Raw genomic sequence first — 25,790 nt, 5'->3', positions numbered from 1 at the left:
TTATGGTATCACATTTAGAAAGAAATAATGGGGTTTTTTATATCAATGAGCCACAAGAAAATTTTTCTTCTGCCTATATCGAAGTGAGGAAAAAGGAGCAAAGAATATACGAAGACAATATCGTTTCAAAATTACCAAATGTAACAAAAACACATCGGTATTATCATGAATGGAAGCTACGTCAACAGTCTACGAAACGAATTATAAGCTATTTAGAAAGAAAAAAGCAAACTCTTAAAATACTGGATTTAGGTTGTGGTAATGGATGGTTTAGCAATCAATTATCATTGATTCCTAATTCTGAAGTATTTGCTGTTGATTTAAACCAATTGGAATTAGAGCAAGCTGTTCGGATTTTCGATAAACAAAATCTTTATTTTATCTATGCCGATATTTTTTCTTCGCAAGCAAAAATTTTAGAAGGTTTTGATATTGTTACGGTTAATAGTTGCATTCAATATTTTAGTGATTTAGAGGTAATTGTTGATGTTTTAACTCAAAAATTAACTGCTAGAGGCGAACTTCATATTATAGATAGTCCTTTTTATGATCGTACTAAAGTGATAGCTGCAAAAAATAGAACAACAACATATTATCGAGAAATTGGAGTTCCAGAGATGATTGACCACTATTTTCATCATTCCTTATCGACTATAAAAGAGAAGAGTTTTGAAATTGTTTATCAACCCAAATTTTCAATATTCAATAAATTGATAAGAAAAAGAGAAAATCCATTTTATTGGATAAAAATTTTGAAATCTGCATAGATGTTTAAACAAATACGTAACATAGTATCTCCAAAAGAGTATAAAAATCTGGTACAGTATTTTATTAAATCTGTGGTTATCAATTTTTTGGATTTAATTTCGATTGCATACCTCATTCCGGTCTTAGTTCTTTTGATGGATAAAGGTAAGTTTGATGAAATGATTGGTCAAATGGGGGTTACATCTTTTGTTTTGACGGCTCAAAAAATCCAACTAGGGATTATTGTTTTAATTCTTTTTTATGTGATTAAAAACAGTATTCACATACAATTTAATAAGCGTTTTTTTGGTTTTTTGTACAATCTGTCCAATACAATTTCTATACGTGCCGTTAATTCTTTTCTTACCAAAGATTTTTTATCCTATCAAAAACAAAATAAGGGTAAAATGATCAATGTAGTAACAAAAGTAAGTTCTGATTTTTCTTGTAAACTACTGCACTCAATCATTTTACTATTTTCAGAAATAACAGTTTTGATTGTGATATTAGGTTTTTTATTGTATTTCTACCCAAAATTTACCCTAACAATTTTGGTAATACTCTCATTTTTTAGTCTTTTTATTTATTTTAAAAGGAAATCAGATTTTGAGATTATCAATACAACTTATAAAAAGTCACAAACAGCCGCCAACTCTGAACTACTCAATATACTAGATGGATACCTCGAAATAAAAAGCTCTAAAAATGAGTCTTACTTTATAAACAATTTTAAAAGAGAAAATGAGAAGCTTAATCATGTTACTGCAATGTTGGTGAGTTCTAGTTTTAACTATTCAAAACATTTAGAAACGGCATTGATTATCACATTGGGTTTATTGACTTTTTTAAGCCTTGGAGACAAAGGAAATAATATTATATTTTTATCTACATTAGCTGCATTAGGAATTCGTATTATTCCTTCTATCAGTAAAATTTTAAATACCATAACTCATATAAAATCTCATTTTTATACTATTAATTTATTGAAAGATTTTACAGTTGCTAATATCGATACAGTAACCGATAGTTCTACTTTTTCTTCTATAATGTTTAAGAATGTTGGCTTTAGTTATTCTGAGAACGAGCCTATTTTAAAGGACGTTAACTTACAAATCACACTGGGAGAATTCCTGGGAGTTACAGGGATTTCTGGAGTAGGAAAAACAACACTTTTATACCTTACCATGGGATTGATAAAGCCGGCTAATGGTAGTATTATTATTGATAATATACCAAGAGAAAGCAATTCATTCTCACCATTTATAGGATATGTTCCTCAGCAACCCTTTCTTTTTAGCGGAACGGTATTAGAAAACATTGTTATGGGACAGGAGAGAAGTAAAATCGATCATGAGTACATTGATTATTTATGTGAGAAACTAGAATTATCAACGCTTATTGATAGTTTACCTAATACATATGAAACTGTCATCGAGCATAATAGTCTTAGATTTTCGGGGGGACAAAAACAAAGACTATCCTTAGTGAGAGCTCTTTACTCAAGACCTAAACTGTTAATATTAGACGAAGCAACCAATCAACAAAATAGTGCATTGGAGTTGACCATTTTTGATTTTTTAAAAGAAATGGTGAAAGAAGAAAAAATGAGTGTATTATCAGTATCTCATAATACAGCATTACAGGGTTATTATGATAAAACCTTTAAATTAGATAACAAAAAACTAATTCGAATTGACTAAAAAGAGGTTACTTATTTTGATTCCTGGATTTCCTCATGATGGGAGAGATACTTTTACAACGCCTTTTATACAGCAATTCTTAGTATCGTTATTAGAGAATTATAAAGAACTAGATATCATTATCTATTCATTATACATTCCTAAGGGCAAACCATATACTTGGAGATCTATTAGGGTGATACCTCTTAATATCCCACAAAAAACTTGGTTTTTAAAGCTTTTTTCATTGGTGAAATCTCTTTTTAAGATAGGAAATCATCTTAGAAGACATAAAGTGGATGGCATTTTAAGCTTTTGGTATTCAGAAACGGCTATGCTAGGAAATATATTATCTTTTGTATTTCAGAAAAAACACTTTGTGTGGTTGCAAGGGCAGGATGTAAAAGAATCTAATCGATTTATGAAATACTTTCGCCCCAATCCAGACAATTTGATCGCAATTTCTAACTTTCAGAATAAACACCTTTATAGCGCTTTTGGTTTTAAAGCAAAAACAACCATTCCGATTGCAGTTACACCTTCATTTTTTCCAAAACTTAATGAATATTCCAGAAATATAGATATTTTGGGAGTGGGTGCATTAATTCCGTTAAAAAACTATGATTTGTTTTTGAATATCATTTCAGAACTACACAAAACACTTCCTAATATTCGTGTGGTATTAATAGGTAACGGGTCATTAGAAGAAAATTTACAAAGAACAATAAGAGAAGAAAAACTAACCAATATCATTACGTTACCAGGACTATTGCCTCATCAAAAAGTACTTGAGTATATGAATAACACAAAAATATTTATCCATACTTCTTATTTTGAAGGAGGCGCAACAGTTCTTCATGAAGCCTTGTATTCGGGTTGCCAGGTTATTAGTACACTACCTATTATAGAGGGAGAAAATATTCCTTTTTATAACATAACATCTAAAAAAGAGATCGTTCATAAAGTAAAAATGTTACTAGAGGAGGGGATGCCTGTTAAAAGGTTCTGTAGTAGTGATCATAAAAGTACTACCAAAATAGTACATGATTTATTTTTTGGCTAACAATGTTTCGATAGTAAAGACGATACCATTGGCAATGGCTTGAAATGATAATCGTTCATTAAAAGTTTCTAGTACTCTGTGTTGCCAGACCGTTTTATCCTGACCATTGGTCATTTTCAGTTTTTGATACAAATCATCACTGTTACCAGGTTCGAATAATAAACCAGAGTAGTTATCTTTAACCATATATGCAAATGAAGGAATATGGGTTACGATAGGAATACAACCACATGCCATTGCTTCGCATAGGGCATAACCTCCAGCTTCTCGATGAGAAGCCAAAATAAAATAATCTGCCCAGTTATACCATTGTTCGAGTTGGTGATGAGTAATTTTTCCTTTTAAGAAAACAACATCCTGTAGCTCATTTTTTTTGATAAAATTAGATATCTCTTCTAATAATTCGGTGGTATGATAAAACATATATAATCTAAAATGATTACCATTATCACGATACTGCCTAAAAGCTTTTAATGTACAAATAGGGTCTTTATTAGTATCTAATCTTCCTACCCAAAGAAAAGTTGTTAGTTCCTTTTTGCCAAGTTCTACTACATCGGGGCTAGCTATTTCTTCTTGATACTTAAAATGACTAGAGCCTTCCATAACCTCGAAAATCTTAGATGGTGAGGATATTAATTTTTGATGTACCCATTGTAAACCGAGCGATTTAGCAGTAAACAAATATCCATCTATAAAGTGATCGCTCCATTGTATTATTTTCTTTTTTAGAGGGTGAGTGGTAGGTAGTTCTCCATGATGTTGTACTAGAATAATTATTTTTTTAGGAAGAAATAATCTTAAAAATGCTGCAAAATGTAGATAAGTTAAGGAGTGTACCAGTATAGCATCAGGTTGTAACTTTCTAATTTCTGAAGATAGTCTAAACGGAAATCTTATTTTGGAGTTAGTACTTTTTTGTTTAAAGATATAAGTAACTTCATCTATTACTATCGTTTCACTATTTTTAGAATGAAAAACAAAGGAAGTTGTATAGTTATTGGGTAGTTGAGAAGCGTATCCGATATTGGGTTGTGATATTTTTAAATACTCAGAAGTAGAAAGGCCCCAATGACTACTATGATAGGATATATCAACGATCTTCATAGGCTAAGTCTTTTTTAGAATTCGAATTCCTTCATATCTACTATTAAAAATAGAACGAACTATAAAACCGGTCCAGCTCCAGGGTAATACCCTTGGTAAATTTAATAGTTTTATCAATATTCGTTTTTTTAAACCTAAAGAAACCGAAAAAGATTGGTAATTCTTTTTGAACTTAGACATATACGTAAGATAGGTTGCTCTAAACTCTTTACTTTTTTTCTTAATATCTTCTTTGTCAATCATTAATAAAAAGAAAGTATCTAGCTTTACATTGATATGGTGATACACTACAATTTCATGTAATCTTGCATTAGCCTGGTATTTTTTTAAGGTATTCATTTCGACTTCATAAATCTTATATAAATCTATGATTCGTCTTTTGGTTACTGTTCTTCTAGTAATAGAATCTTCTCTTGCATAAATACGTAGTAAACTTTCCTCTACAAAACTAATGGTATCTGTCTGAAGGAGATATTCCATCAAAAATGGACGATCTTCAAACCAAACTCCTGTTGGAAACTGAATTTTCTTTACTATTTCTGTTTTATAGAGTTTTGCCCATACGGTGGAAGCAATACCTGAGGTATACATTTTTTCTACTCCTTCCATTCCTTTTATAGGATGGTTGTTTTCTTTTTTCCAGCCTGTGGTTTTAAAACTCTTTTGTGCTTTACTATATAAGGTAAACATAGATACTACAATATCACTTTTATAATACATCATATTGTCTACCATTAATTTTACAGCATTGGATTCTAAAGCATCATCGCTATCTAAAAAAGTAATAAATTGGCCAATGGCTCTTTCAATACCCACATTTCTTGCATTTCCCAACCCAAAATTTGCTGTAGTAATACAAGTTACATTGGCATATTTTTCTACATAGGTGTTTACAATACTGGCAGAAGTATCTGTAGAGCCATCATTTACCAGTATAATTTCGGTATGGGGATAGCTTTGATCGATAGCAGAAATAATAGATCTTTCTATGTAGTTTTCCTCATTATAAAATGGAATGATAATACTTACTAATGGTTCCATAAGGTCTCTTTTATAGTTGTTATCAACTCTTGCTCTTTTTCTATCAATTTTGATATGTTTTGTGGTGGTTGCCAGTCATTGGTTAGTCTATCAGAAGTAATTACATAACAAGCAGCATTTAGTTTGTAGAAATTGGCAAAAGCGTATATGGCTGCACATTCCATTTCGACTATTTTGGCTCCTTGTTTTATATAATGGTTTTTTAGCGTTATGGTTTCTCTAAACGGAGCATCGGTACTCCAGCCACAAATAGGGGAGATTCCCATTTTTTTTGACAGCGTGTGTATCCAATTCAAATTGTGAGGAATGACCATTTCCTGCTTATCATAATAATAAGAAGTGCCTGTTCCAGAAAAAACTTTGTCTAGATAGAATAATTCACCTTCATTTAGTTGTTCATCCAACATACCTGCCAAGCCTATAAATATAAATTCGGAAACCCCCAAAGCTTTTAACTCTTCGCATAGACTAATAACATGTGGTGCACCATACCCACAGCCTGTACATAACACAAATTTATTTTCTACGATAAAATTCTGCCCTTTGAACCCTTTTATTTTTTTCTTTTTAGAGGTAGAGAAGAATGCTTTTTTAGTATTAAATACCGTAATAATGGCCGTCTTGGGTAATGAATCAAAACTATAACTATTTTTAGACTTTTTCCATCTTACAAGGGCGTCCATTGTAAGTATAGCATCATCTTTCGTTTTTAATAAATTAATAATGTGTGTAAGCAATTTTAAAATGTTTGATCAACGACTATTTAGTGTCAAAATTATCTTAACGGTTTTTAAGAGAATAATAAAATCAAGTCTCCATGAATATTTCTCTATATAATATAAATCGTAAGTGAGTTTTTTAAGATTATCTGCAGGGGTTGCCTTTGGAATATGAATTTGTGCCCAGCCTGTAATTCCTGGTTTGATAACATGTCTTAGATTAAAAAGCGGATTTTCTTCTTGATTTTTTCGTACATAACGAGGTTGTTCGGGTCTTGGGCCAATTAGACTCATATCACCTTTAAGAATATTATATAATTGGGGGAGTTCGTCGATTTTTGTAACTCTTAAGAACTTACCAAGTACTGTGATTCTAGAATCTTTATCTTGATCCTGCAAATATTCTTGATAACCATCGGTCATGGTACGTATTTTATACATGACGAATTCTTTACCATATTTACCGATTCTTATTTGAGAAAAGAAAATAGACCCTTTAGAAGTAAGTTTCATTAAGAGGCAAGCAATAAGCATTAATGGAATAGCTATAGGTATAAGTATGCTCACAAAAAGTATGTCTAAAAATCGTTTATAACCGAATGCTTGACTTTTTAATTTGATAGATGACGTCTGATTTTGGCAATTAGAATCATCTTGAGACGATAAAGCAATTGAATTTTCCTTTAGTAGCATTTCTATTAGTAGGAGCTATATAATTTTACAAGCAATTTTTTCTTTTTTAAATATAAGGATTTTATATTGAAATGGTAGTAAGTATTAGAGTGGATAATTAGTATGCTGGTATAGAGACTTTAAATCAAACAGGTTTGATAGAGTAGTTTTAAAATATTCTATTTTACATAATATAAATTATAGTACAAATGTATATTGTAGCAAATTGGCGGATGCTTGCATTTTGCATAGTTGCAGATATAACGACAGCGTCAGGTGTTTTATATCGTCAGCAATTATGTAAAAGCCAATTTGCGGATCTTTTCATATTTGTAGCTATAATTTGCCGTTATGTAAAATTGCCGCTGCCTATGCGCTCGATTGTTTTATAAAAATTTAAATGCCTGATATGGCATTTATTTTTACACACAATATCCAACCGCATAGCCCACGCCAAAAAAAGCAAAACTTTTAGATGCATTATAAATCGCGTATTTGATAAAATATACGTGAAAAAAGTTTTTACGCGATTCTCGTGAAGGTTCCCGCATAAGCATAAAATTACTCTAACGAGATAATTTCTATGCACATGCTATATGTAGAACTCCGATTAAACATTCTTTGCATTATCTTTTTCCTTGATGAAAAAGAAACAAAAAATCAAGGCTTCCCAAAACTTTGGAATGCCAGCCGCATCATCTCGCCGCCAAAAGCAATCATCCACTGGATAATTTCTTTTGTCACGTGGCGCAGTCGCTATATTTTAGAAAACATTCTGACTCATAGGATTATTTAGAACTAAAATGAATATGCAGAACTCTCATTAAACCTTAGTACTAGACCTCTAAAATATTGACGCTCCTTTACCTATTGTTTTCTCCAAAGTTTTCTGAGGCCGAGTTTAACATCGAAACTCTATTTTACATAATAGATGCATGTATATCTCCATCTAATTCAATAGACTTTATGAATTTCTTGGTTTTATAATCTTGATCGTAAATTAACCATGGCATATCAGCTTTTGGCATTCTTACTCGACCAAATTCTACAGCACAAGAAACGGGCATTACTGGAAATATATGCAATGGTGTTTTGTTTCCTTGTTTTTCTTTTATCTCAACCATTAAATGACGAACTAATTCTCTGAATTTTGAAAGCTGACTCTTCGATTTCATAAAGTCATTGTTAGGACTATCAATAGTTATTTCCCAAATATTTAAATTGTCGCCAAGAATCTCAAATATTCTATCTCTAGATACGTGGTCGCTTAATGATATAATTAATACAGATTTATTGTGGTTTTCATTTGGCCGATTAATTATATATTTAAAATTTTTGGGGGTATCTCTCCATTTCCAATTAACGGGCTCTCGATGTAATTGAAATGTCTCGACCTTAATTTTATCAGTCAACAGGGCTCCTAATTGTATTAATAATGGTTGTGGTGCTAGGCAGAATAAGGAATAAGATTGGCATTTGTCCTGTTCAATTATTGGAACTATCTTTTGGGTAAAAGCATTTTTTAAATTCATAGATTCTGCTACCCAATATTCTTTACTACTATCCATTAAATTTGATGTCATTGATAGAATTTGCGGTCTTTCGGAAGCAGGATATAAATCAGGAAACATGGCTTCTACACAACTTGAATTGTTTATCAAAGATTTTTCAGAACCAATATTAGCTCCATACATAAGTACGTGAGATTTTTTTTCCGGTTTAATTCCAGTTACAATTTCAATCCTCTGTTCATGTTCATTTTTCCAACCTATTAATAAACCGGCACTATATCTAACTCCTTTTATGTCTTGGTCAATTTTTTTATGACAACCATGACACATCAACATTAGGTTACTGATATCATTTAAACCATTAAGATTTAATTTAAAAATTCCCCAGCCTCTAGGGCCTTTCTCAGAAAAAGAATAAATATGAGCCTTTTGCGCTAAATTAACAGTTTCATTAGTTATTGAAGATTTATATAGTAGAGTATTACATCCACTAAATTGACACCTACCTCCTGCTCTGGCCCAAAGTTCTCTCTCTGTTGTATTTTTTATATAACGTGTTACTTCTTTCACAGTTTATGTAATTTCTAGCATATTGACTTAATCCGATTTTTTTTCTTCGTACTCACCATATTCATCATGACCTCCGCCTAACCACTTACCAGAAATTAACCAAAGCTCATAAAATTCTAACCATTCGCTCGCCCAAGGAATTACTGTAGATGATATAAGTTTCTCTTTTGTCCACTGTCGCTTTTTCCAAGAATACAAACAAAGTTTTTGTTCTATATGTGAATAAACATGTGGCAATGTTTTTCTATTTGAAGCCACTTCTAATTTTTCATTAATGACATAAATATCTACTCCAGAATACTTATCAAAGCATATTTTTACATCATAAACTTTACTTACAGGTGTTGGCTTTAATTTAATAACAACTTCAAATAAATTTCCTTTGGTTTTAATCACTTTCATGTTTGGAAACAACTCTCTTATTTTCTCGAGTTGTTTATTAGCGGAAAAACCTTTTTTTCTAGCCTGTTTTGAACTTTTTATATAACTACTACCCATTTAATCCCTCAAAATCATGTTTTTTGATTATAGGTCCTGAAACAGTAGCTCCTAAAAGTCCTGTTCCTGCCTCCATTTTACGTTTTCCAGTTTCAGTTAAAATTCTACTTTGATTACCATAATTTACAAATGCTTTTTCTGTAACAGAATTTCCAAACTGACTTGACATTGACTTTTGAAGATTATTTAAACCAATGCCATCACTACTAATAATAGATGCAATATCTTCTTCTAATTTATCAAGCCATTCATAGAAATATTTTCTTTTTTTATCCTCATCAATCCATTTATCAGCAAAGTTTTCTTCACTATTTACAGGATTTTCGATGAATTTTTCGATTTTACCTGTTTTTGAGTTATACTTTTCTTTGATTTCACCTCTCATGTTGCCAACTGCATTAACTAGAGCATCTAAAATATTATCCTCTTTATCATATGATTTGGCAGCCAATGTTGTAATAATTATAGATATTGGCTTATGGTCCAAATTATACTCACTATCCTCTGAAAACATTATATCTCTATGTCTTTTCAAAATCTGGACGACTCTTTGTAATGGAAACTTTTCTTTATCAAAGTCTCTTATTGGTTCAATTGCCGCTTTTAAAGATATGGATCTAGTGGAATTAATTATTGCTCTTCTAAAAAACCATTTTGCATAACCAAAAGGATTACTTTTTAACCAATCATGATGATTTGTTGTGAAATTATATCCAAAATCTTCTTTATCTGTAATTCTTATTGCTAATTCATCAGCATCTTTTAATTCAGTATTAGTAAATGATTTTTCGAATACAACATTATAATTTGAATCCACAATACAAGGTAAAATGTCCATATGATAATTAGAATCTTCAGCATAAACTAAAGTCCAACATCTTCTTCCTTCGGGCTTTTTAATCATTTTCTCATATGTCTTGTTGTCTTTTATTTGATTTCCAACCTTTTGCTTTAAATCATATTGTGTCCAACTCGCATTTTTGTTTATTAACTGACAAACTAAATCAACGTCTAATTTGCTACCTTCTACTACTGGTTTGACCATCGTTCCGAGCATAAATGAGCCTTGAGGTAAAATTTTTGGCTTATAAGGTAATAGGGCTGAATTATCTTTAGTAAGCTGTTCCGCTACAGCTTGATAACTTTTAACTGCCGATTCGAATTGAGTTTTAGTAATATCTAGCTCTCCTCCTAAAAACTCTAATATCTTATTTAATAAATCTTTATGTTCTATTCTCATTTCTTTCTTTTTTTAGTAGGTCAAACTTTAACTGTTTCAATAGTTGTTGTCTTCGGCCTTCTTTTAGCATCTTCTATGGAAATAAATTTACCAGTACTAGCATCTCTACCTCTTTTACTTTTTCTAGCCATGTTATTTATTTTAAATTTTTATAATACTTTCTACAATCCCTTGTATTTTAAAATTCCTAGTTAATATTATGGGCTGATGTTCTTTATTACTAGATTGTGGTTTTAAGACAATCATATTTCCTTGGTTACAAAACTCTTTTATTGTTGCTTCATCATCTATTAGAGCAACTACTTTATCACCATCTTCGGCAGTTTGTTCTTGTCTTATTAAAACTAAATCTCCATCATCAATATTAGCTTTGTTCATTGAATCTCCAGAAGCTCGAAGAATAAAATAATTTTTACCCTTTCTTATAAGTTTTGTCGAAACAGAAATTTCAGTTTCAATGTTTTCTTCTGCAAAAAGAGGATGCCCACATGCTACATTACCTAATACAGGAATACTTACCATTTTTTCATATTCACCTTCACTTTCCGAAGTTTGAAAAATTGTCGACTGAATGGAGCTATATTTTTTTTTACTAGTATTGGTTTCTAATAATTCAGCTACTGCAACATCTAATATTTTTGCAATCTTGAATAAATCTTCAAGACTTGGTTGTCTCCTATTTTGCACATATGAGTTAACCATATTGTAGCTCTTTTCTAACCTTTCAGCTAACCAAGTTTGCTTAATACCTTTATCTTCTAAAACTTCTTTTATACGATTCATTGTAATGAATTGATTTACAGCATAAAATATAAAAAGTAGTGTTTTAATATCTCATTATTTGAGATATTATATATTAACAATATGATGTTAATTATGAACAATTTTCTTTTATTCTGATTATCTCTAGAGAAAAACATTTTGTTTTAATATCTTTCTTGATACTTTTAATAAGAACTATGACTTTAGAAGAATACAATGCCATTAAAGCAAATACAATCGCTGATTTGCCATTTACAGAAGCTGATATATTTGATCCAGAAGGAAGTCCTTTGCTTGTGGAAATTTTAAAATCATTTGATTTTTATTATAAAACGTTGGTTAGAGAATGTGCTCATTATGGCATTGTCCAACCTTATATTTTTATCTCCTCAGATACAAGCAAAAATGCCGCTGCAGGGAATATAGGAACAAGATATGTTATTAGATTAAATGTAGGATTGGTGAATTGGTTGATTACGAAATTCCAATTAGGAACCAAAATTATGGTAAATGCTGATTTAAAGGCTTTAGAAAAACTTGATAATAAACTAGATATTGGAATTAATGAATTCTATTATCAATTGGCTTCTCATTTTACTTTTTATCATGAACTCGGACATTTAATCCAACGTTCCCCTTTGCTCAATCCTGGTATTCAAGAAAGATCCTTAGCTAATCATGGAGCTTTTAATTTAGAAAGTCATATTCTTGAGTATGATGCAGATTGTTATAGTGTCCTTTGCCTTGCAAATCACACAGTAAGTTATTATGAACGTCTATTTCAGGGCGATTTAGACAAAGAAGTTATTGAAGCATTAACAATTCTGTCGGGTACAGTAATATGTCAATATTTATTAACTTTTATAAATGACGTTGATGATCTTTATTATAAAGAGCGTTTACATCCACATCCTGCAATACGGTTATTATATTCGCTGATGACATTTTGTACTTATCTAAAAGATGCATGGCATAAAAAAGGAGTAGATATTCATTTTGAAACAATATTCATGAATGTCTTTTATGAATCAATTAATCTTGAAAAAGATTTTATAGGAACAGATAACTCTGCCAAAATTTTGGAAATTATAAAAAGGGAAAGACCAGCTTTGTTAAGATATATTAGGGAATTACAAACAGAAGCGAATGGTCGTGAGGATTTGGCTATTTATAAACGAAATCAAACACTTATTCCTTAAAAAGCGGCGTTAATTTATTACCACTTTATGCAGATATTACAATACTTCAATAAAAAGAAATAAAGAAGAAATTTTAAAACTCCCAATATAATGGAGTGTTTCCAGTTGTTTTGACAGTATGTCCTCCTTTCTCAAGATTATGTGTTTCACATAATACTTGGAGATTAGTTGTATCATTAGTTCCTCCTAATTTTAAAGGAACAATATGATCGATATGAAGAGAAATATCAACAGTAGAAAATAAAGCTGTTAGGTCTTTGTTACAAATAGCACACTTCCCTTTTTCCCTGTGAATCAAAGCATTTGTTAACCATACTGGCCAATATGTGGATCGATTAACAATTCCGTCCTTTTCTAATAGATTAAAATCATCCTCAGCTACTTTTAATGTTCGTATGTAGTTAGCAACTAGTTTGTGATACTCCATAAGAAATAATCTATCTCCAAAAAGAAGAGTAAAAACTTCTAACGATAATTTATTAAGTCCTTTTGTGATAAATCTTTTGTACATTTCATAGGAACAATCTTCTTCCTCTTCTTCTTCATCATTAACCAATCTTTTATTCTCTAATATATCTTCATAATCTATATTAAAGCTAATCAAAAGCTCTTTCCAATGCTCTTCTTCATAGTGGTCAGTCCATGATTCTATCCAAGTATGAAGACAGCTTTCAATTGTATTATATAGCATTGGGGTTTTTGATGGTTTTAAAGCTTTTTGTATAAAATCATCCAAAATTATGAAATCCATCACATGCTCTTCTGGTTCATTGCTCAATATAAATTCTCTTATAGCTCCAGCCATTTGATAAGTCAATGCAAAATTAAAAGAGGCAAATTTTCTAATGTCCATAATTTTAAATATTTATACAAACAAACATAATAAATCACTTGATATGATATTTATTTAATGACTAATTTTATGGTTATAATAGCCATTCCACACACATTACACTCCCCTCCTGCCGTCGGCTCGTATAATAAGTGTTCCATTACCTTTTTTAAAGGAACATTTCGTTAGAAAACTTTTAAAATAAACGGTAGAACAATAAAACTTTGCTTTTCCCAAAGCAAAGTGACATAACGCAAGTACATTATAGTACAAATGTATATTGTAGCAAACTGGCGCATACGTAGTATTTTACATAATTACAGATATAGCAACACCGTCAGGTGTTTTATATCGTCAGCAATTATGTAAAAGCCAATTTGCAAAACGTTTAGCTTATTCGTAGCGTAGCTATAATGTTTAAACTCAATTACCCTCATCTTCAGCTTCTTCATTACTCTTTTTTTCTTTTCCTTCGATTTTTAGACTGAATCCTCCAACAAATCGAATTGAAAACTGAAATTGAGTATCGGTCAAGCCTTCTATATCGCTTTTTGATGATCCGCCAATCCTTGGCATAGTAAATTCGGCTATTATATTATTTAATCTAAAACCAAATGAGGGCTCCAAACCACTAAAATTCTTGTCCTTTGTTCCTAAAAATCTATTTCTTAATTCATCATTACTCTCAGATGAAATATCACCAGTGATATGTCTTGAGCTATAATGTAAACCAAGTCGAACACTATACTTCCTTTTAAACTTATCGTCTCTAATCATATCATTAGGAAGAAACTCATGAAATAGACCAAACCTAAAATTAATTGCCCCTGCAAATCGGCTTAAATTAGTTGTTCCATCATTGAGGTTCCATAAAACATTTGATGCATTAATCCGTACATTGGCTCCACTAAATAACTTAGTTAACCAACTACCTTTTCTCCATTCTAATTCAGGGTTAAAAAAAATATTCGTGTTAATGAAAATTGATTGTTTAGGACTTACGGGGTTTAAGATATAAGTTCCAAATAATCTTTGATTAATAATTTCATTTGAAACTACTTCAGCCCTTAGAGAATCAATACTAGATGCCACATTTATATATGCTTCCATGTCTAAACTCTCAATGAGTTTATTTTTATCATCAGTTTTCAATTTTCCTTTTTCATCGGTTTGCAGAAAATAACGTTCAAATATTACGCCCAGGCCAGCAGAACCTTGAACATCTTCATTAGCTTCATTTATGTTTTGTTGTAAATTTGCTGTTCCTACAAAATCAATATGAAATTGATTTTTTGCATTAGTGGGTGTCCCTTTTTGAGAATTTTGTGAAAATAGGCTTATCGAGGTTAAAAAGAATAAATAAAAAAATTTCATTTGTTTGATTTTTGATTATATGTGAAACAAAACTTTAACAAAAGGAAGAGGTATACATAAATCATTGTATTTCAGTCCTTTTTGTGAATTTAGATGTTTTTACAGTAAACTTTTTATGGGAATCCGTACAATAACGAAAAAAGTAGAAACTAGACTCTTGTTAAAAGTATTTTTCGATACCAATCATCCGATTTTAAAAACTTCACCCCCCCCCTATTTATTCATCCAATTTTTAAAATCGCTGGTTTTTTGTCTGCTTACAATAAATTCTTGGTCACGAGGATTTGATAGTAATAACTTTACTCGATGATTAAAATAGGGTTCTATTTTCTGAACTGATATTTTGGAAATAATTTGACCTCGATTAATTCTGTAAAATTGAGTGTCTTCTAGAGAATCAAACAATTGGTCTATAGTCTCATCTATAATGTAACGTTTGTTATGAGTAATACCAAAAGTGATACTATCCTGCGAGTACATATATAAAAGCTCTGATACTTTTATTTGTACAAACCCACTCCCCTCTTTTACCAATATTCCAGAGCGTTTTTGTGGGACTTGCATACTATCCAAAAGTTCTTTTAAAATAGTAGGAGCTATTAGATTTCTGGATTTTGAAAATTTGCTTAAGGCTGTGTCTAAGTCATCTTGCTTAATGGGTTTTAGTAAATAGTCAATACTATTTACTTTAAATGCTTGAATAGCGTATTGATCAAAGGCTGTAGTGAAAATAATAGGTGCAGTGACTTCTATTTTCTGAAAAATCTCAAAACTTAAGCCGTCTGCTAGCTGAATATCCATGAAAACTAAATCTGGCATCATATTTTTTCTGAACCATAAGATTGCATCTTCAACAGAATCTATAATAGTTAGTATTTCAAAATCAAAAACACTTTTGTCTAATAAGTTTTGTAATTGACTTGCTGCACGAGGCTCATCTTCAACTATTACTATTTTCATCTGTTTATATGGATTATTTTTTTATTGGTCGGCATGACGTTTCTCTTTTAATGAGATTAGTAATGGAAGAGAAACGGTAAAATACGCTCCATCATTATAGATAACAGGTGTTTTATTTGATATGAGTTGATATCGTTTTTCAATATTCTTTAATCCAATTTTTGTGGACGGCATTTGGGTTGATTTTACTTGAATTTTGTTGCTAACCAACAAGTTATCGGCCTTAATTGCTACCGTAATAAGTAAAGGTTTGGCTTTGGATACGATATTATGTTTTATAGCATTTTCTAGTAAAAGTTGTAAACTCATAGGTATTACCATTGCTAAAAGTTTATCTTCAGGAATATTCCAATGTAGCCGTAAGTTACCTCCAAATCTTTCTGATTGGATATGAATATATGCTTTGGCAAATTTCAACTCTTTTTCTAGGGAAACTAAATTTGAATTTCCAGACTCGATAATAAAACGATATACTTCAGATAAGCTATCTACAAAATCTTTAGCATCTTCTTTAGTATTTTGGTCAATAATATCACGTAGTGTATTTAAACTATTGAATAAAAAATGTGGTTGTGCCTGATTTCTTAAGGTATCTAATTGTGCCTGAATCATTACTTGTTTTATTTGTTCTTCTTCTCTAATTGATTTTTTTAATCGCACATAATAATAGATAACTTCATAGATAGCCATGATCATTATAGTAATTATCGTTACAGGCAATAATACTTTCAATTGTGCAGAGTGATTGACACTCTGACCAAAGAGACGAAATATTTTAACGATCAATACCCCCCCTATAAAATCAACAGATATCACAGTAGCTATAATAGCTATAAGAAAGATTACAATACGTTTTATATCATCACGAAAGTTTGGATATTTTTTCCGTAAAAAAATCAAAATACCTCTTATAATAAACCAATCACAAATAGAAAAGAATAAAGAAAAACTCCAACTAATCAATGCTATATCCAGCGAATAGCGTGAAAATGATCTACTAATAAGGTAATCTGCAATAAAACTTATAATAAGAATACCAATAATCGTAAACCAAAGATCGTTAAAGCCTAAATACTGTAAACGTTTCTTTTTGTTGATTAACATATTATATGCATAATTATAAACTTATTAATGGTATGCCTTGTTTAGCTTGATAGAATGTAAACCCGATCCATGAAGCATACACTAGACCAAAAATAGTTACAACAATAATTCGATTTTTACTTGTTGTATTTTTACATCGATTAGATAGCCACAGAGCGAATAACGGAATTATTTGTATGGCATGCAACCCAAAAAAGTGTGCTACTCTCAAATCTCCTCCCACAGTGCTCCAATTAACCAATGGTAATCCAGCTCCTCCATCTGTTACACCAACATTATGAGACATCTGACCAATCATTTGTCCGCCTATCCAACTACCAGCAACAATAATTATCCAACCTAATACTATAGCCCATTGAATAGGTCTACTTGTTTTTAATTTTAATCTAATGGTATCAATAATGAATAAAATCATAATTATAACATTGATTGCAATCAAAATACCCATAGCAGCAAAGAGCAACCCATCAAACAAACTAGAGTTATTATAATGTGATTGTACACCTCGAGAAGCTTGATAAATAATAATACCTGTTTCTACTAGTAATGTCCAGGAAACAATAGCATTAAGAACATTTTTCTTTGTTTTGGAATAAGGATATAAAGTCATAAGAAATCCTACCGTTAAAATATAAATACCACCAGAAATTAAAAATTTTAATGGTTTAATCCATACATTAACTCCCATCAAGGTTCTATCATCAATAAGAAGACCAAATATGGATATAATAGTCAAAAATAAATGGACTATTACTATTCGATAAAGTATAGGACTTTCCTTTTTTACAATACTAAGTACTTTCTCTAGATTGGTCATGATTACTTCTTTTTAAATGTTTTAATAATAATGAAAATAAGAAAACCTATAGGGCCAAACATAAATGTCGCAAATAAGCAAGGAGCCATAAGTAATGAATGAATTTTATACTTCTTGTTTTGATCTAAAATCCACATCCCAACTATAAGGTCAAAGGCGAGGTAATGTACCCAGCCAGCCAATACCGCACTTTCTTCTGTAAACAATTTCATAACAGATTTAAGGCTTCCAAAATCCATCATTCCTCCCATATATATAGCATATAGAATATAAATTGCATATATCAAGGATAATAGTAACGGAATTACTTTATAATCCATTAAAAATTTTGTGACCTTCCATTTTGGTAGTAGGATCATTAAAGCCCACATAGGAATCGTAATCATATTTGCTATTGAAAAAACTGCTGCTGGAGTCATATTTTGGCTATTTAATTATTATGTTAATATATAGCCAAATATGTCAATCATAAAGAGAATACGAAATCATATTCTTTTGAATCATCGTAATACGCTTTTGAATTGTTGTTATATTTTAAGTATCATTATTATATCAATAGGTAAATGTCTTGTTACAGAAATATCTTGTTTTTTGGCTTCATCTATGATATTCTTATTGACCATTTTTTGATTGATGAACATTCCATTTATTTTGATGAATTTTAAATTGATAAGTAATACCTACAAAACAATACTAAAGTTGAATATTTCTGGTTTCACTGCTATAGACCAAAAAGCCAACTATCTTATTGCCGCTAAAGCAAATCAAAAGGAATTATTAGAAGCAATCAAGGATACTGATCAGTTAGAGAAACCTTATAGTGTTGATATCACAGAGAATGTTGATTATGGAAGGGTAGAGAAACGTACAGCAAAAGTATTCAACAATCTTACCCATTTTGAAAAGGTAAAGCAATGGAAAGGTCTTTATTCTTTCATAGTCATAGAGAAAGAAAGTTACTCAAAAAGCACAAAAAAAACAGCTTGTGAAACTCGATACTATATATCAAACCTAAATCTAAATGCACAAAAAGCCAATGATATAGTAAGAAGTCACTGGAGTATAGAAAACAAATTACATTGGTCTTTAGATGTGATTTTTGGAGAGGACTATTCAAGAAAAAGAACAGAAAACACCCCTGAAAATATGAGTGTGATCATGAAAATTGTATTAACTCTTCTAAATCAAGAACAAACATTCAAGAAAAGTAAAAATAAAAAACGACTCAAAGCATTGTTGAATACAAAATACAGAGAAAAAATCTTAGGGTTTTAAATGAAATTGCCCTAGAGCAGTAGTTGATAATGCGTTATTTGCCATTAATTTAGTTTTGATTGATACCGATTAGACTATATAGTAGCTCGAATAGTTACATTTTTAAAGAAATTCTTTAAGTTGATAGATAAATATCAAGTCTATTTAAAATTCTCGAACAAAGCTTACACTAGGAATAAGCCCTTTTTCAACTTTATAAATAGAAATGTATTTCGTTTCTTTTCCTTCTTTGGTTACTATTTCATGATTGATAACATAGGGGCCATTATCCATCTGATTTGCAATCTTTACCGATATTGATTTGTTTTCAAAACTTTCTTTAAAAATTGAAGCTAATCCATCTGCACCTTCACCCAATAGCTTATCTGGATAGGTATAAATTGCTACATTGGTGTGATAAAGCTTTATGAATTAGTCATAATTATGGTTATTATAATAATTCTAATGTAATAGTAGGTAAAATCTAATAAGTTTCCGATGTAATGAATCCAAATAAGTGTTGCTCCTAGTAGAATCTTTTGGTACCAACCAAATAGGTTCTTACTTACTTTTAATTTGTTTTAAACTTAAGAATACCCCTTGTACCAGACCAACAGAGGCAAGAATTAAGATGACACCGGTAGTCAACATTTTGTAATTTATATTTTAAAGTTATTCATCGAAGTTGTACAACTGTATATTTTTTACTACCAACTTTTAATAACACGTTTATGTCATAAAAATAGTTTATATCTTTTGATACCAAAGGTATTAACTCTCCCTAAATAAAATGTTATTTATTCATTCCAGCTCTTCGTTTCTTATAAATTATGCTTCCTCCTAATATGAGATTGTAAAAATAATGTTAAGTAACTTTGCTCAGTATTTCTCTAGAATGTACTTTTTCTTGTATATTCAACACTTAAAACCAACTATGTTATAAGCAATAACTTTTGCCTAATTAATTTCTACAAAGATTGAATACAACCATATTAGATTTTGCCATTATTGCGAGTGGAATTATAGGGTATTTTATAAGCTTCTCCTTAGTTACTACTTCTTTTTATAAAAGCCGCGCTAACAATTACCTTTCTTTATCATTGTTCTTGCTAACAAGTTTGACCATTTTAGATTGGTATGAGGCAGAAAATATCTTCTTGATATTTTTATTCGATATCATGTTAGATTTGTTATTGGCTGTTACTTTATTCACATATTTTCTAATTCAAATTAATCATGTCTATCTTAAAACAAAGTGGTATAAATGGTTGTACGTTCCTTTCTTTTGCTCAGTGATTATTGATAGTGTTACTTGGATATATTTTATTTTTTACGAATATGATGAAAATTTAGATGATCTTTTATTTGACCTAAAGAGTGGTATATCATATGCCTATAATGTGTTTTTAATCTTTTGGGGGAGGAATTTAGTAAAACGTTCTCATACTATTTCTGAAGTAAAAAAACGTTGGTTATTACGATTAAACCTCTTTATTATATGCATTATTATAATTTGGCTTTTGTCTCAACTTGAAGTGTCCATTTTTGATTCTGTATATGCAACAAACCTTCTATGGATACTGGTTTCCTGTTTGTCATGGTGGATTTTATATTATGGTGTGTTCCGATTACAAATTGTAACTCAAAAAGACGAAATACACCAATATTTAGTTTCAAAAAACATAAAAAACACTAAATCCAAAAGAAAAATAAACGAAGCTACTGCTTCAAAAATTATTGCTCAATTTTATAAAATAATGGATGAAGAGGAACTTTATAAAAATCCTCTTTTAAGTAGGTTAGATTTAGCAAATCGATTAGGTACTAACGAAATGTATTTATCGCAGATTGTAAATCAGGAACTGAATAAAAGTATCATTTCGTTTGTAAATGAATATCGAATTGAAGCTGCAAAAAACTTATTACATAATCCAATGTTTAATAAATATTCTTTAGAAGCCATTGGTATGGAAGCAGGTTTTAAATCCAAGAGTACTTTCTATAGTACATTTAAAAAAAGTTTGGGGATGTCACCAGGGGCTTTTAGAAAACTTCAAAAAACGTCCTGATTCGTAAAATACTAACGTTTTAGCACTTCTTCAATCTCAAAATTACCTTTTTATTTTTTTGATGCTGATACTTTTACCTCACAAATCAAAAAATATAAAAATGACTAATACCGATATCAAAAAAGAAATAATAAAGCTTCTTAAAGCGTTTTCATTACTATGGATTATTCTAAGTTTTACTGCCTGTGAAATTGATGATAGCACTACTCTACCACAAGATTCAATCAATGGGTTTTGGCAAATAGAAGACAAGGGGTGGATTTTCGAATTTACCGATGGAAATGATATATTTTACAACATAAATACAGCTGGGTGTGCAATTCAAAACGATGATTTTATACTTAAAGATTTTTACGGATTTAAATTTGATATGATCCGCAAAAATGAACTCATAGCCTCTTCAGAACTATCAGATTCTGAAATAAAATTTGTTCGGTTGCCAAATCAAAACCCAAATTGCTTACCTGATCAAGTTTCGAATACAGAAGATCCTATAATTAATTTTGATCATTTCTGGAATATTTTTAACGACTACTATGCTTTTTTTGAAGCAAGAAATATTGATTGGTCAAGATATGAAAACTTACGAAACCAAGTTACTACAGAAAACTTTTATAGTACTTTAGAAGAGTTAGCCTATGTATTAGAAGATAGCCATGTAAGTATTATAAATGATGATAAAAACATACAAATCGAATCTGGAAACCCTAAATTATTAGAAAGATTAAATGCCTATTTAAGTGGAGATCTAATTCTTGAAAATGAGGAAGACTTTATTAATCTAAGCAATCAAAAACTAATTACCATAATTACAGAATATTTGAATGGTAATTTTGAATTAGATGAACGAGAAAATATGGTGTGGGGGGTAATTAATAATGTTGGATACATTAATATTTTAAATATGGAAGGGTATGGAACTGATTTTAACGATGAAATCTCAGCCTTAAATGTTCTTTTAGACACAGTGATGAATGACCTTAAGAACTCTGGAGTTTCAAAACTAATTATAGATATACGCTTTAATAGTGGTGGTTATGATACCGTAGCCTTGGATATGGTATCTCGTTTTATGGATGAGGAACGTATTTCTTATTTTAAAAAGGCAAGATTAGGAGATAGCTATACTGAAAACAAATCCTTTTCTGTATCACCTAAAGGGAATTTCCAATTTACCGACGATATTATTTTACTAACTAGCCCTTACACCGTAAGTGCAGCCGAACTTTTTGCATTATGTGTAAAAGATCTACCATATGTAACTATTGTTGGAGAAAATACTAGTGGTGCTTTTTCAACTATTCTAGAGCATGTGTTACCCAATGGAACAGAAATAGGATTATCTAATGAAATATATAGTGATGCTCAGGGAGCGGTTTTTGAAATTGTTGGTATTGGCCCCAACACAAAAGAAAATCAAGTTCCCTTTTTATTAACTCAAGATTTTCTAGAAGAAAAAGATGGTGGAATAGAACGTGCATTGGAAATTTTAAATAATTAAAAAATAGGTTTTAATCACATTTCATACACTACCCTGCTTTTAATATCCAGAAAGTTTTTAAACCTTCTGGATATTATTATAAAAAATGGCATAAGATTATTTGTTTTGCGTTTAAAGGAAGTCTAGTTTATTGCAATAGAACTCTATAAGAACTAATATATTCATAAGTGCATAAAAAAACAGACTATTAGCTGTGTTTTAAATTATCTATAAGCATTTTAAGCATATTCTGTACTTACTATTTAGTATGGCATAATTTAGTAAAAACACTTAAATTTCTGATAACTATTGCCCCTTTTCTATATACTCATATCCTTGATTTATCCCTTTTTCAATCGCTGGTACACCGCGTTCCATCCACATAGGTTTAGGTTTTTCTTTAAGATAGTGGTCAAAAAATTGTTCCATTCTAATATTAAAATCAATGCGGTTCTGCAATTTTAAGGGCCAATGAGGCTCACCATTATAATTCAAAAACCAAGATGGTTTACCTAAACGTCGTAAGCCTACGAAGAATTCAATTCCTTGATACCAAGGAACATGTCCATCAGCATCATTATGCATAATTAGTAGTGGCGTATTGATTTTGTCGATATTAAAAATAGGTGAGTTTTCTATATAACGTTGTGGATATTTCCAGGGAGTACCTCCTATCCTACTTTGAGTATGTTCGTACTGAAATTGCCTACTCAAACCTGTCTCCCAACGAATACCACCGTAAGCACTAATCATGTTAGGTACCGGAGCTCCAGATTCGGCTGCTTTAAAAATATTTGTTTTTGCAACCAAATAAGCAATTTGATACCCGCCCCAACTATGTCCTTGAACACCTATATTTTCTTTGTCAACAAACCCTTTGTCAATCAAGGATTTAATTCCGGGAATCACACAGTTAAAAGCACTCTCTCCTGGATATCCATCACGATAATGCACATCAGGATTAAAAATCAAATACCCGCGATTTGCATAAAAGGAATAGTTAATAGTACTTCTTCCATAAGAAGGAGCGTGATGATTGTATAAGTCATTCGAACTCTTCTCATAAAAATTTACGATCATGGGGTATTTCTTACTAGGGTCAAAATTTTCAGGTTTTATAAGCATTCCCTTTACTTGCCTACCGTCAAGAGATACCCATGTTACTAATTCTGCTGTTCCCCAATTATAGTTTTTCTGTTGAGGGTTAGCATCACTAAGTAGTTGAGGAGATTTCAATAACAAATTCGAACTCCACAGATTTGGAAATTCTGTAAACGATTCTTTAGTAAACACGATACGTTGTTCCTTATCTTCTTGAGCTAACAAAGGATTACCATACTTATTAGGGCCAGACAATAGAAATTTTAAAGATTTCTTTTGGGGATTATAACGTGAAAACCCACCATATTTGGTTTCTACATTAAACGTGCTTAATAGCCATGTTTTTTTATAAGAAATACTTTTTTCGTCTTTATTTAATGTAAGATAGCGATAGCGCATTTTTTTGGATCGACCTTTGGTAAGATTTTCAGATTGGCCAGTATCTGGATTAAACGCCCAAATATCATAGCGATCATAAATCAAAAATTGTGCATCATCTTCTGTCCATCCCGCAGCACCATAGCTATAAGGGTCATCAGGATAATCATGTAGTTCATTATAAAACTGCTTTCCTTTAGTTAAGGCTTTATATTTTAAAGTGTTTAAGTTATAAGTAAACCATGTACTATCCTTTCTGCTATAGCCATAAAGATATTTACCTTTGGGACTTAAAGAAGAACTACCGTATATTTTAGCCCCCAAATCCATATGGGTTCCAGTAGTCAAGTCTACACGTTTTATATCCATAGGTAATTGTGCGGTCCATTGACTTTGAAGCTCGTAGGGTGTACGATTTCCAATAATGGCATATGGACTATTGCCTTCATCATCATGGTGTACTATATCATAGGTAGGGTTTGCAATTTGAACCACAGTATTTTGATTAAAATCATACAAGGATAAATATGCCTTTTTCTTGTCTTTTTTGACATTTAATTCCTGAACTGTATATAATTGTGGTTCGTCATATGTCCATACCTCTACATTAACGATTTCTTCTTCTAACAAAGTGGTATCTTGTACAATAGGATTTGTTTTTAACCCAAAAAATAGACGTTCTTCATTTTTTGAAAACCGAAGGGTTTTGTCCTCAGAAATCAATAATTTTGAAAAACTCTGTTCTGAAACAGCAATTTTTTGTGCTTTATTTTGACCCTGACTCCAGGTATACAAGTTCGGTTTTTTTATCAAACTTTTGGTGGTATCAACATGTACAACAAATCCAACGCGTTTACCAGATGCTGATATATTCAATTGTGGGTACTTTGTTTTTTTATGACTTGTAAGCAATAGTGTACTCTTTCGTTTATCTACATCATAATGATATACTCCTGCTTGGGTATTTTCTTTTTCCCCCGAGGTTGCATATGTTAAAAACCTTCCTTTTTTGGCTAACGCATAGTTAATCACGTTCTTTAAAGTGTCTTCCTTCCCTTCACCTAACTCTCTTATAACCAAATTAAAAATAGTATCTTTGACTACTTCTTTTAGTTTCTTTTTTGTCTTTGTAGAATCTTTATTTACATTTTTTTTGAGCGCTACTTGATACGCTATAATTCCCGACCATTTCTCTGGTATTTTGAAGGATTTTACTTTAGAAATCTTTTGTGTCAACTTACTTTTAATATTATAAATAACCAGCGTATCCTTGGGCAAATCTTCCTTCTTTACTTTTCTACGCTTCATTTCTATAATACTATCTTTCCATGCATTTACAGTAAATACTACATACTTTGAATCATGAGAAATTTCCCCTCCTTTACTTCTATGATGAGACATTATTTTCTCTCCCGAGGTATGATGGAGCATTATAGTTTGATCTTTCTCTCCTTTTTCTAATGTATAAAGTACGTAGTCTCCCGAGTTGGAGATATTTACATTTTTTATGCTGTTCCATAACGCTTTATCTTCCTGTCGCATTTCTTTTTTCTGCGCAGTTATCATTGTTGTAAAGCTTAGAAAAACAAATATTAATACTATTCTCATAAATT

At 30.8% G+C, this 25,790-nt stretch carries 23 protein-coding genes; 7 read left to right on the top strand and 16 right to left on the bottom strand.

The features are described 5' to 3' along the window. Positions 1-2 precede the first annotated feature (2 nt). From ABW636_RS16655 to ABW636_RS16645, 3 genes are read left to right on the top strand one after another with little or no spacing between them, the layout of a single operon-like run. Positions 3-767, top strand: coding sequence for a class I SAM-dependent methyltransferase (locus tag ABW636_RS16655; RefSeq protein ID WP_367591199.1), 765 nt, complete (start codon positions 3-5; stop codon positions 765-767). After that, on the top strand, positions 768-2,447 hold the full coding sequence (locus ABW636_RS16650; RefSeq protein ID WP_367591198.1) for an ATP-binding cassette domain-containing protein: 1,680 nt from the start codon (positions 768-770) through the stop codon (positions 2,445-2,447). It abuts the gene before it with no gap. Beyond that, complete coding sequence (locus ABW636_RS16645; RefSeq protein ID WP_367591197.1) at positions 2,440-3,489, top strand: glycosyltransferase; 1,050 nt, start codon at positions 2,440-2,442, stop codon at positions 3,487-3,489. Before ABW636_RS16650 ends, ABW636_RS16645 begins: the two co-directional genes overlap by 8 nt. Here the strand turns inward: ABW636_RS16645 and ABW636_RS16640 are convergent. The 8 genes from ABW636_RS16640 to lexA form a co-directional block, all read right to left on the bottom strand. Next, a complete protein-coding gene (locus ABW636_RS16640; RefSeq protein ID WP_367591196.1) occupies positions 3,475-4,596 on the bottom strand; it encodes a glycosyltransferase family 4 protein in 1,122 nt (373 codons plus the stop codon). The two genes, ABW636_RS16645 and ABW636_RS16640, sit on opposite strands and share 15 nt — an antisense overlap. Before the next feature lie 3 nt (positions 4,597-4,599). Then, complete coding sequence (locus ABW636_RS16635; RefSeq protein ID WP_367591195.1) at positions 4,600-5,637, bottom strand: glycosyltransferase family 2 protein; 1,038 nt, start codon at positions 5,635-5,637, stop codon at positions 4,600-4,602. Next, positions 5,625-6,374 (bottom strand): phosphorylase family protein, encoded by a 750-nt coding sequence (locus tag ABW636_RS16630; protein ID WP_367591194.1) that lies wholly within the window; start codon positions 6,372-6,374, stop codon positions 5,625-5,627. The genes ABW636_RS16635 and ABW636_RS16630 overlap by 13 nt, the downstream gene beginning before the upstream one ends. A gap of 15 nt (positions 6,375-6,389) precedes the next feature. Then, positions 6,390-7,049, bottom strand: coding sequence for a sugar transferase (locus ABW636_RS16625; RefSeq protein ID WP_367591193.1), 660 nt, complete (start codon positions 7,047-7,049; stop codon positions 6,390-6,392). A gap of 899 nt (positions 7,050-7,948) precedes the next feature. Beyond that, positions 7,949-9,109, bottom strand: a complete 1,161-nt coding sequence (locus ABW636_RS16620; RefSeq protein ID WP_367591192.1) for an SAVED domain-containing protein — start codon at positions 9,107-9,109, stop codon at positions 7,949-7,951. 27 nt (positions 9,110-9,136) lie between these two features. Beyond that, complete coding sequence (locus tag ABW636_RS16615; RefSeq protein ID WP_508093820.1) at positions 9,137-9,607, bottom strand: type II CBASS E2 protein; 471 nt, start codon at positions 9,605-9,607, stop codon at positions 9,137-9,139. Continuing rightward, complete coding sequence (locus ABW636_RS16610) at positions 9,600-10,847, bottom strand: nucleotidyltransferase domain-containing protein (RefSeq protein ID WP_367591190.1); 1,248 nt, start codon at positions 10,845-10,847, stop codon at positions 9,600-9,602. Before ABW636_RS16610 ends, ABW636_RS16615 begins: the two co-directional genes overlap by 8 nt. Positions 10,848-10,988: 141 nt before the next feature. Then, a complete protein-coding gene (gene lexA / locus ABW636_RS16605; RefSeq protein ID WP_367591189.1) occupies positions 10,989-11,630 on the bottom strand; it encodes a transcriptional repressor LexA in 642 nt (213 codons plus the stop codon). Positions 11,631-11,806: 176 nt separating this feature from the next. Here lexA and ABW636_RS16600 point away from each other — a divergent pair, with 176 nt between their 5' ends. After that, positions 11,807-12,808: a hypothetical protein gene (locus ABW636_RS16600; protein WP_367591188.1), complete on the top strand. Its 1,002-nt coding sequence runs from the start codon at positions 11,807-11,809 to the stop codon at positions 12,806-12,808. Between the two features lie 73 nt (positions 12,809-12,881). Here the strand turns inward: ABW636_RS16600 and ABW636_RS16595 are convergent, their stop codons facing one another. The 6 genes from ABW636_RS16595 to ABW636_RS16570 all read right to left on the bottom strand — a co-directional run bounded on the left by ABW636_RS16595 (position 12,882) and on the right by ABW636_RS16570 (position 18,314). Beyond that, positions 12,882-13,661, bottom strand: coding sequence for an HNH endonuclease (locus ABW636_RS16595; protein ID WP_367591187.1), 780 nt, complete (start codon positions 13,659-13,661; stop codon positions 12,882-12,884). Between the two features lie 402 nt (positions 13,662-14,063). After that, on the bottom strand, positions 14,064-15,014 hold the full coding sequence (locus ABW636_RS16590) for a hypothetical protein (RefSeq protein WP_367591186.1): 951 nt from the start codon (positions 15,012-15,014) through the stop codon (positions 14,064-14,066). 213 nt (positions 15,015-15,227) lie between these two features. Then, a complete protein-coding gene (locus tag ABW636_RS16585) occupies positions 15,228-15,974 on the bottom strand; it encodes a LytR/AlgR family response regulator transcription factor (RefSeq protein ID WP_367591185.1) in 747 nt (248 codons plus the stop codon). Between the two features lie 21 nt (positions 15,975-15,995). Continuing rightward, on the bottom strand, positions 15,996-17,078 hold the full coding sequence (locus ABW636_RS16580; RefSeq protein ID WP_367591184.1) for a sensor histidine kinase: 1,083 nt from the start codon (positions 17,076-17,078) through the stop codon (positions 15,996-15,998). Between the two features lie 13 nt (positions 17,079-17,091). Continuing rightward, a complete protein-coding gene (locus ABW636_RS16575) occupies positions 17,092-17,895 on the bottom strand; it encodes a hypothetical protein (protein ID WP_367591183.1) in 804 nt (267 codons plus the stop codon). 2 nt (positions 17,896-17,897) lie between these two features. Next, positions 17,898-18,314 (bottom strand): ABA4-like family protein, encoded by a 417-nt coding sequence (locus ABW636_RS16570; protein ID WP_367591182.1) that lies wholly within the window; start codon positions 18,312-18,314, stop codon positions 17,898-17,900. Between the two features lie 235 nt (positions 18,315-18,549). Between ABW636_RS16570 and ABW636_RS16565 the strand changes: the two genes are divergently transcribed. Continuing rightward, on the top strand, positions 18,550-19,170 hold the full coding sequence (locus ABW636_RS16565) for an ISAs1 family transposase (RefSeq protein ID WP_367591181.1): 621 nt from the start codon (positions 18,550-18,552) through the stop codon (positions 19,168-19,170). Positions 19,171-19,314: 144 nt separating this feature from the next. Here the strand turns inward: ABW636_RS16565 and ABW636_RS16560 are convergent, their stop codons facing one another. Beyond that, positions 19,315-19,527, bottom strand: coding sequence for a hypothetical protein (locus tag ABW636_RS16560; protein ID WP_367591180.1), 213 nt, complete (start codon positions 19,525-19,527; stop codon positions 19,315-19,317). 599 nt (positions 19,528-20,126) lie between these two features. Between ABW636_RS16560 and ABW636_RS16555 the strand changes: the two genes are divergently transcribed. Together ABW636_RS16555 and ABW636_RS16550 are read left to right on the top strand one after the other, a co-directional pair. Next, positions 20,127-21,218: a helix-turn-helix domain-containing protein gene (locus ABW636_RS16555; protein ID WP_367591179.1), complete on the top strand. Its 1,092-nt coding sequence runs from the start codon at positions 20,127-20,129 to the stop codon at positions 21,216-21,218. A gap of 100 nt (positions 21,219-21,318) precedes the next feature. Next, positions 21,319-22,719, top strand: coding sequence for a S41 family peptidase (locus ABW636_RS16550; protein WP_367591178.1), 1,401 nt, complete (start codon positions 21,319-21,321; stop codon positions 22,717-22,719). A gap of 285 nt (positions 22,720-23,004) precedes the next feature. Here the strand turns inward: ABW636_RS16550 and ABW636_RS16545 are convergent, their stop codons facing one another. Next, positions 23,005-25,785 (bottom strand): S9 family peptidase, encoded by a 2,781-nt coding sequence (locus tag ABW636_RS16545; protein WP_367591177.1) that lies wholly within the window; start codon positions 25,783-25,785, stop codon positions 23,005-23,007. Between the last annotated feature and the right edge of the window lie 5 nt (positions 25,786-25,790).

This window comes from Aquimarina discodermiae (assembly GCF_040786235.1).
Lineage (GTDB): Bacteria > Bacteroidota > Bacteroidia > Flavobacteriales > Flavobacteriaceae > Aquimarina.
The sequence above is the reverse complement of the archived record's forward strand: the minus strand, read 5'-3'. Positions and strand labels throughout refer to the sequence as shown.

Bases quoted from the DNA above. Each gene is read 5' to 3' on its own strand.
- ABW636_RS16640 (WP_367591196.1), bottom strand. From the start codon at position 4,596: ATGAAGATCGTTGATATATCCTATCATAGTAGTCATTGGGGCCTTTCT.
- lexA (WP_367591189.1), bottom strand. From the start codon at position 11,630: ATGAATCGTATAAAAGAAGTTTTAGAAGATAAAGGTATTAAGCAAACT.
- ABW636_RS16600 (WP_367591188.1), top strand. From the start codon at position 11,807: ATGACTTTAGAAGAATACAATGCCATTAAAGCAAATACAATCGCTGAT.
- ABW636_RS16580 (WP_367591184.1), bottom strand. From the start codon at position 17,078: ATGTTAATCAACAAAAAGAAACGTTTACAGTATTTAGGCTTTAACGAT.
- ABW636_RS16575 (WP_367591183.1), bottom strand. From the start codon at position 17,895: ATGACCAATCTAGAGAAAGTACTTAGTATTGTAAAAAAGGAAAGTCCT.
- ABW636_RS16650 (WP_367591198.1), top strand. From the start codon at position 768: ATGTTTAAACAAATACGTAACATAGTATCTCCAAAAGAGTATAAAAAT.
- ABW636_RS16550 (WP_367591178.1), top strand. From the start codon at position 21,319: ATGACTAATACCGATATCAAAAAAGAAATAATAAAGCTTCTTAAAGCG.
- ABW636_RS16615 (WP_508093820.1), bottom strand. From the start codon at position 9,607: ATGGGTAGTAGTTATATAAAAAGTTCAAAACAGGCTAGAAAAAAAGGT.
- ABW636_RS16590 (WP_367591186.1), bottom strand. From the start codon at position 15,014: ATGAAATTTTTTTATTTATTCTTTTTAACCTCGATAAGCCTATTTTCA.
- ABW636_RS16655 (WP_367591199.1), top strand. From the start codon at position 3: ATGGTATCACATTTAGAAAGAAATAATGGGGTTTTTTATATCAATGAG.
- ABW636_RS16570 (WP_367591182.1), bottom strand. From the start codon at position 18,314: ATGACTCCAGCAGCAGTTTTTTCAATAGCAAATATGATTACGATTCCT.
- ABW636_RS16585 (WP_367591185.1), bottom strand. From the start codon at position 15,974: ATGAAAATAGTAATAGTTGAAGATGAGCCTCGTGCAGCAAGTCAATTA.
- ABW636_RS16625 (WP_367591193.1), bottom strand. From the start codon at position 7,049: ATGCTACTAAAGGAAAATTCAATTGCTTTATCGTCTCAAGATGATTCT.
- ABW636_RS16595 (WP_367591187.1), bottom strand. From the start codon at position 13,661: ATGGACATTAGAAAATTTGCCTCTTTTAATTTTGCATTGACTTATCAA.
- ABW636_RS16610 (WP_367591190.1), bottom strand. From the start codon at position 10,847: ATGAGAATAGAACATAAAGATTTATTAAATAAGATATTAGAGTTTTTA.
- ABW636_RS16545 (WP_367591177.1), bottom strand. From the start codon at position 25,785: ATGAGAATAGTATTAATATTTGTTTTTCTAAGCTTTACAACAATGATA.
- ABW636_RS16635 (WP_367591195.1), bottom strand. From the start codon at position 5,637: ATGGAACCATTAGTAAGTATTATCATTCCATTTTATAATGAGGAAAAC.
- ABW636_RS16565 (WP_367591181.1), top strand. From the start codon at position 18,550: ATGAATTTTAAATTGATAAGTAATACCTACAAAACAATACTAAAGTTG.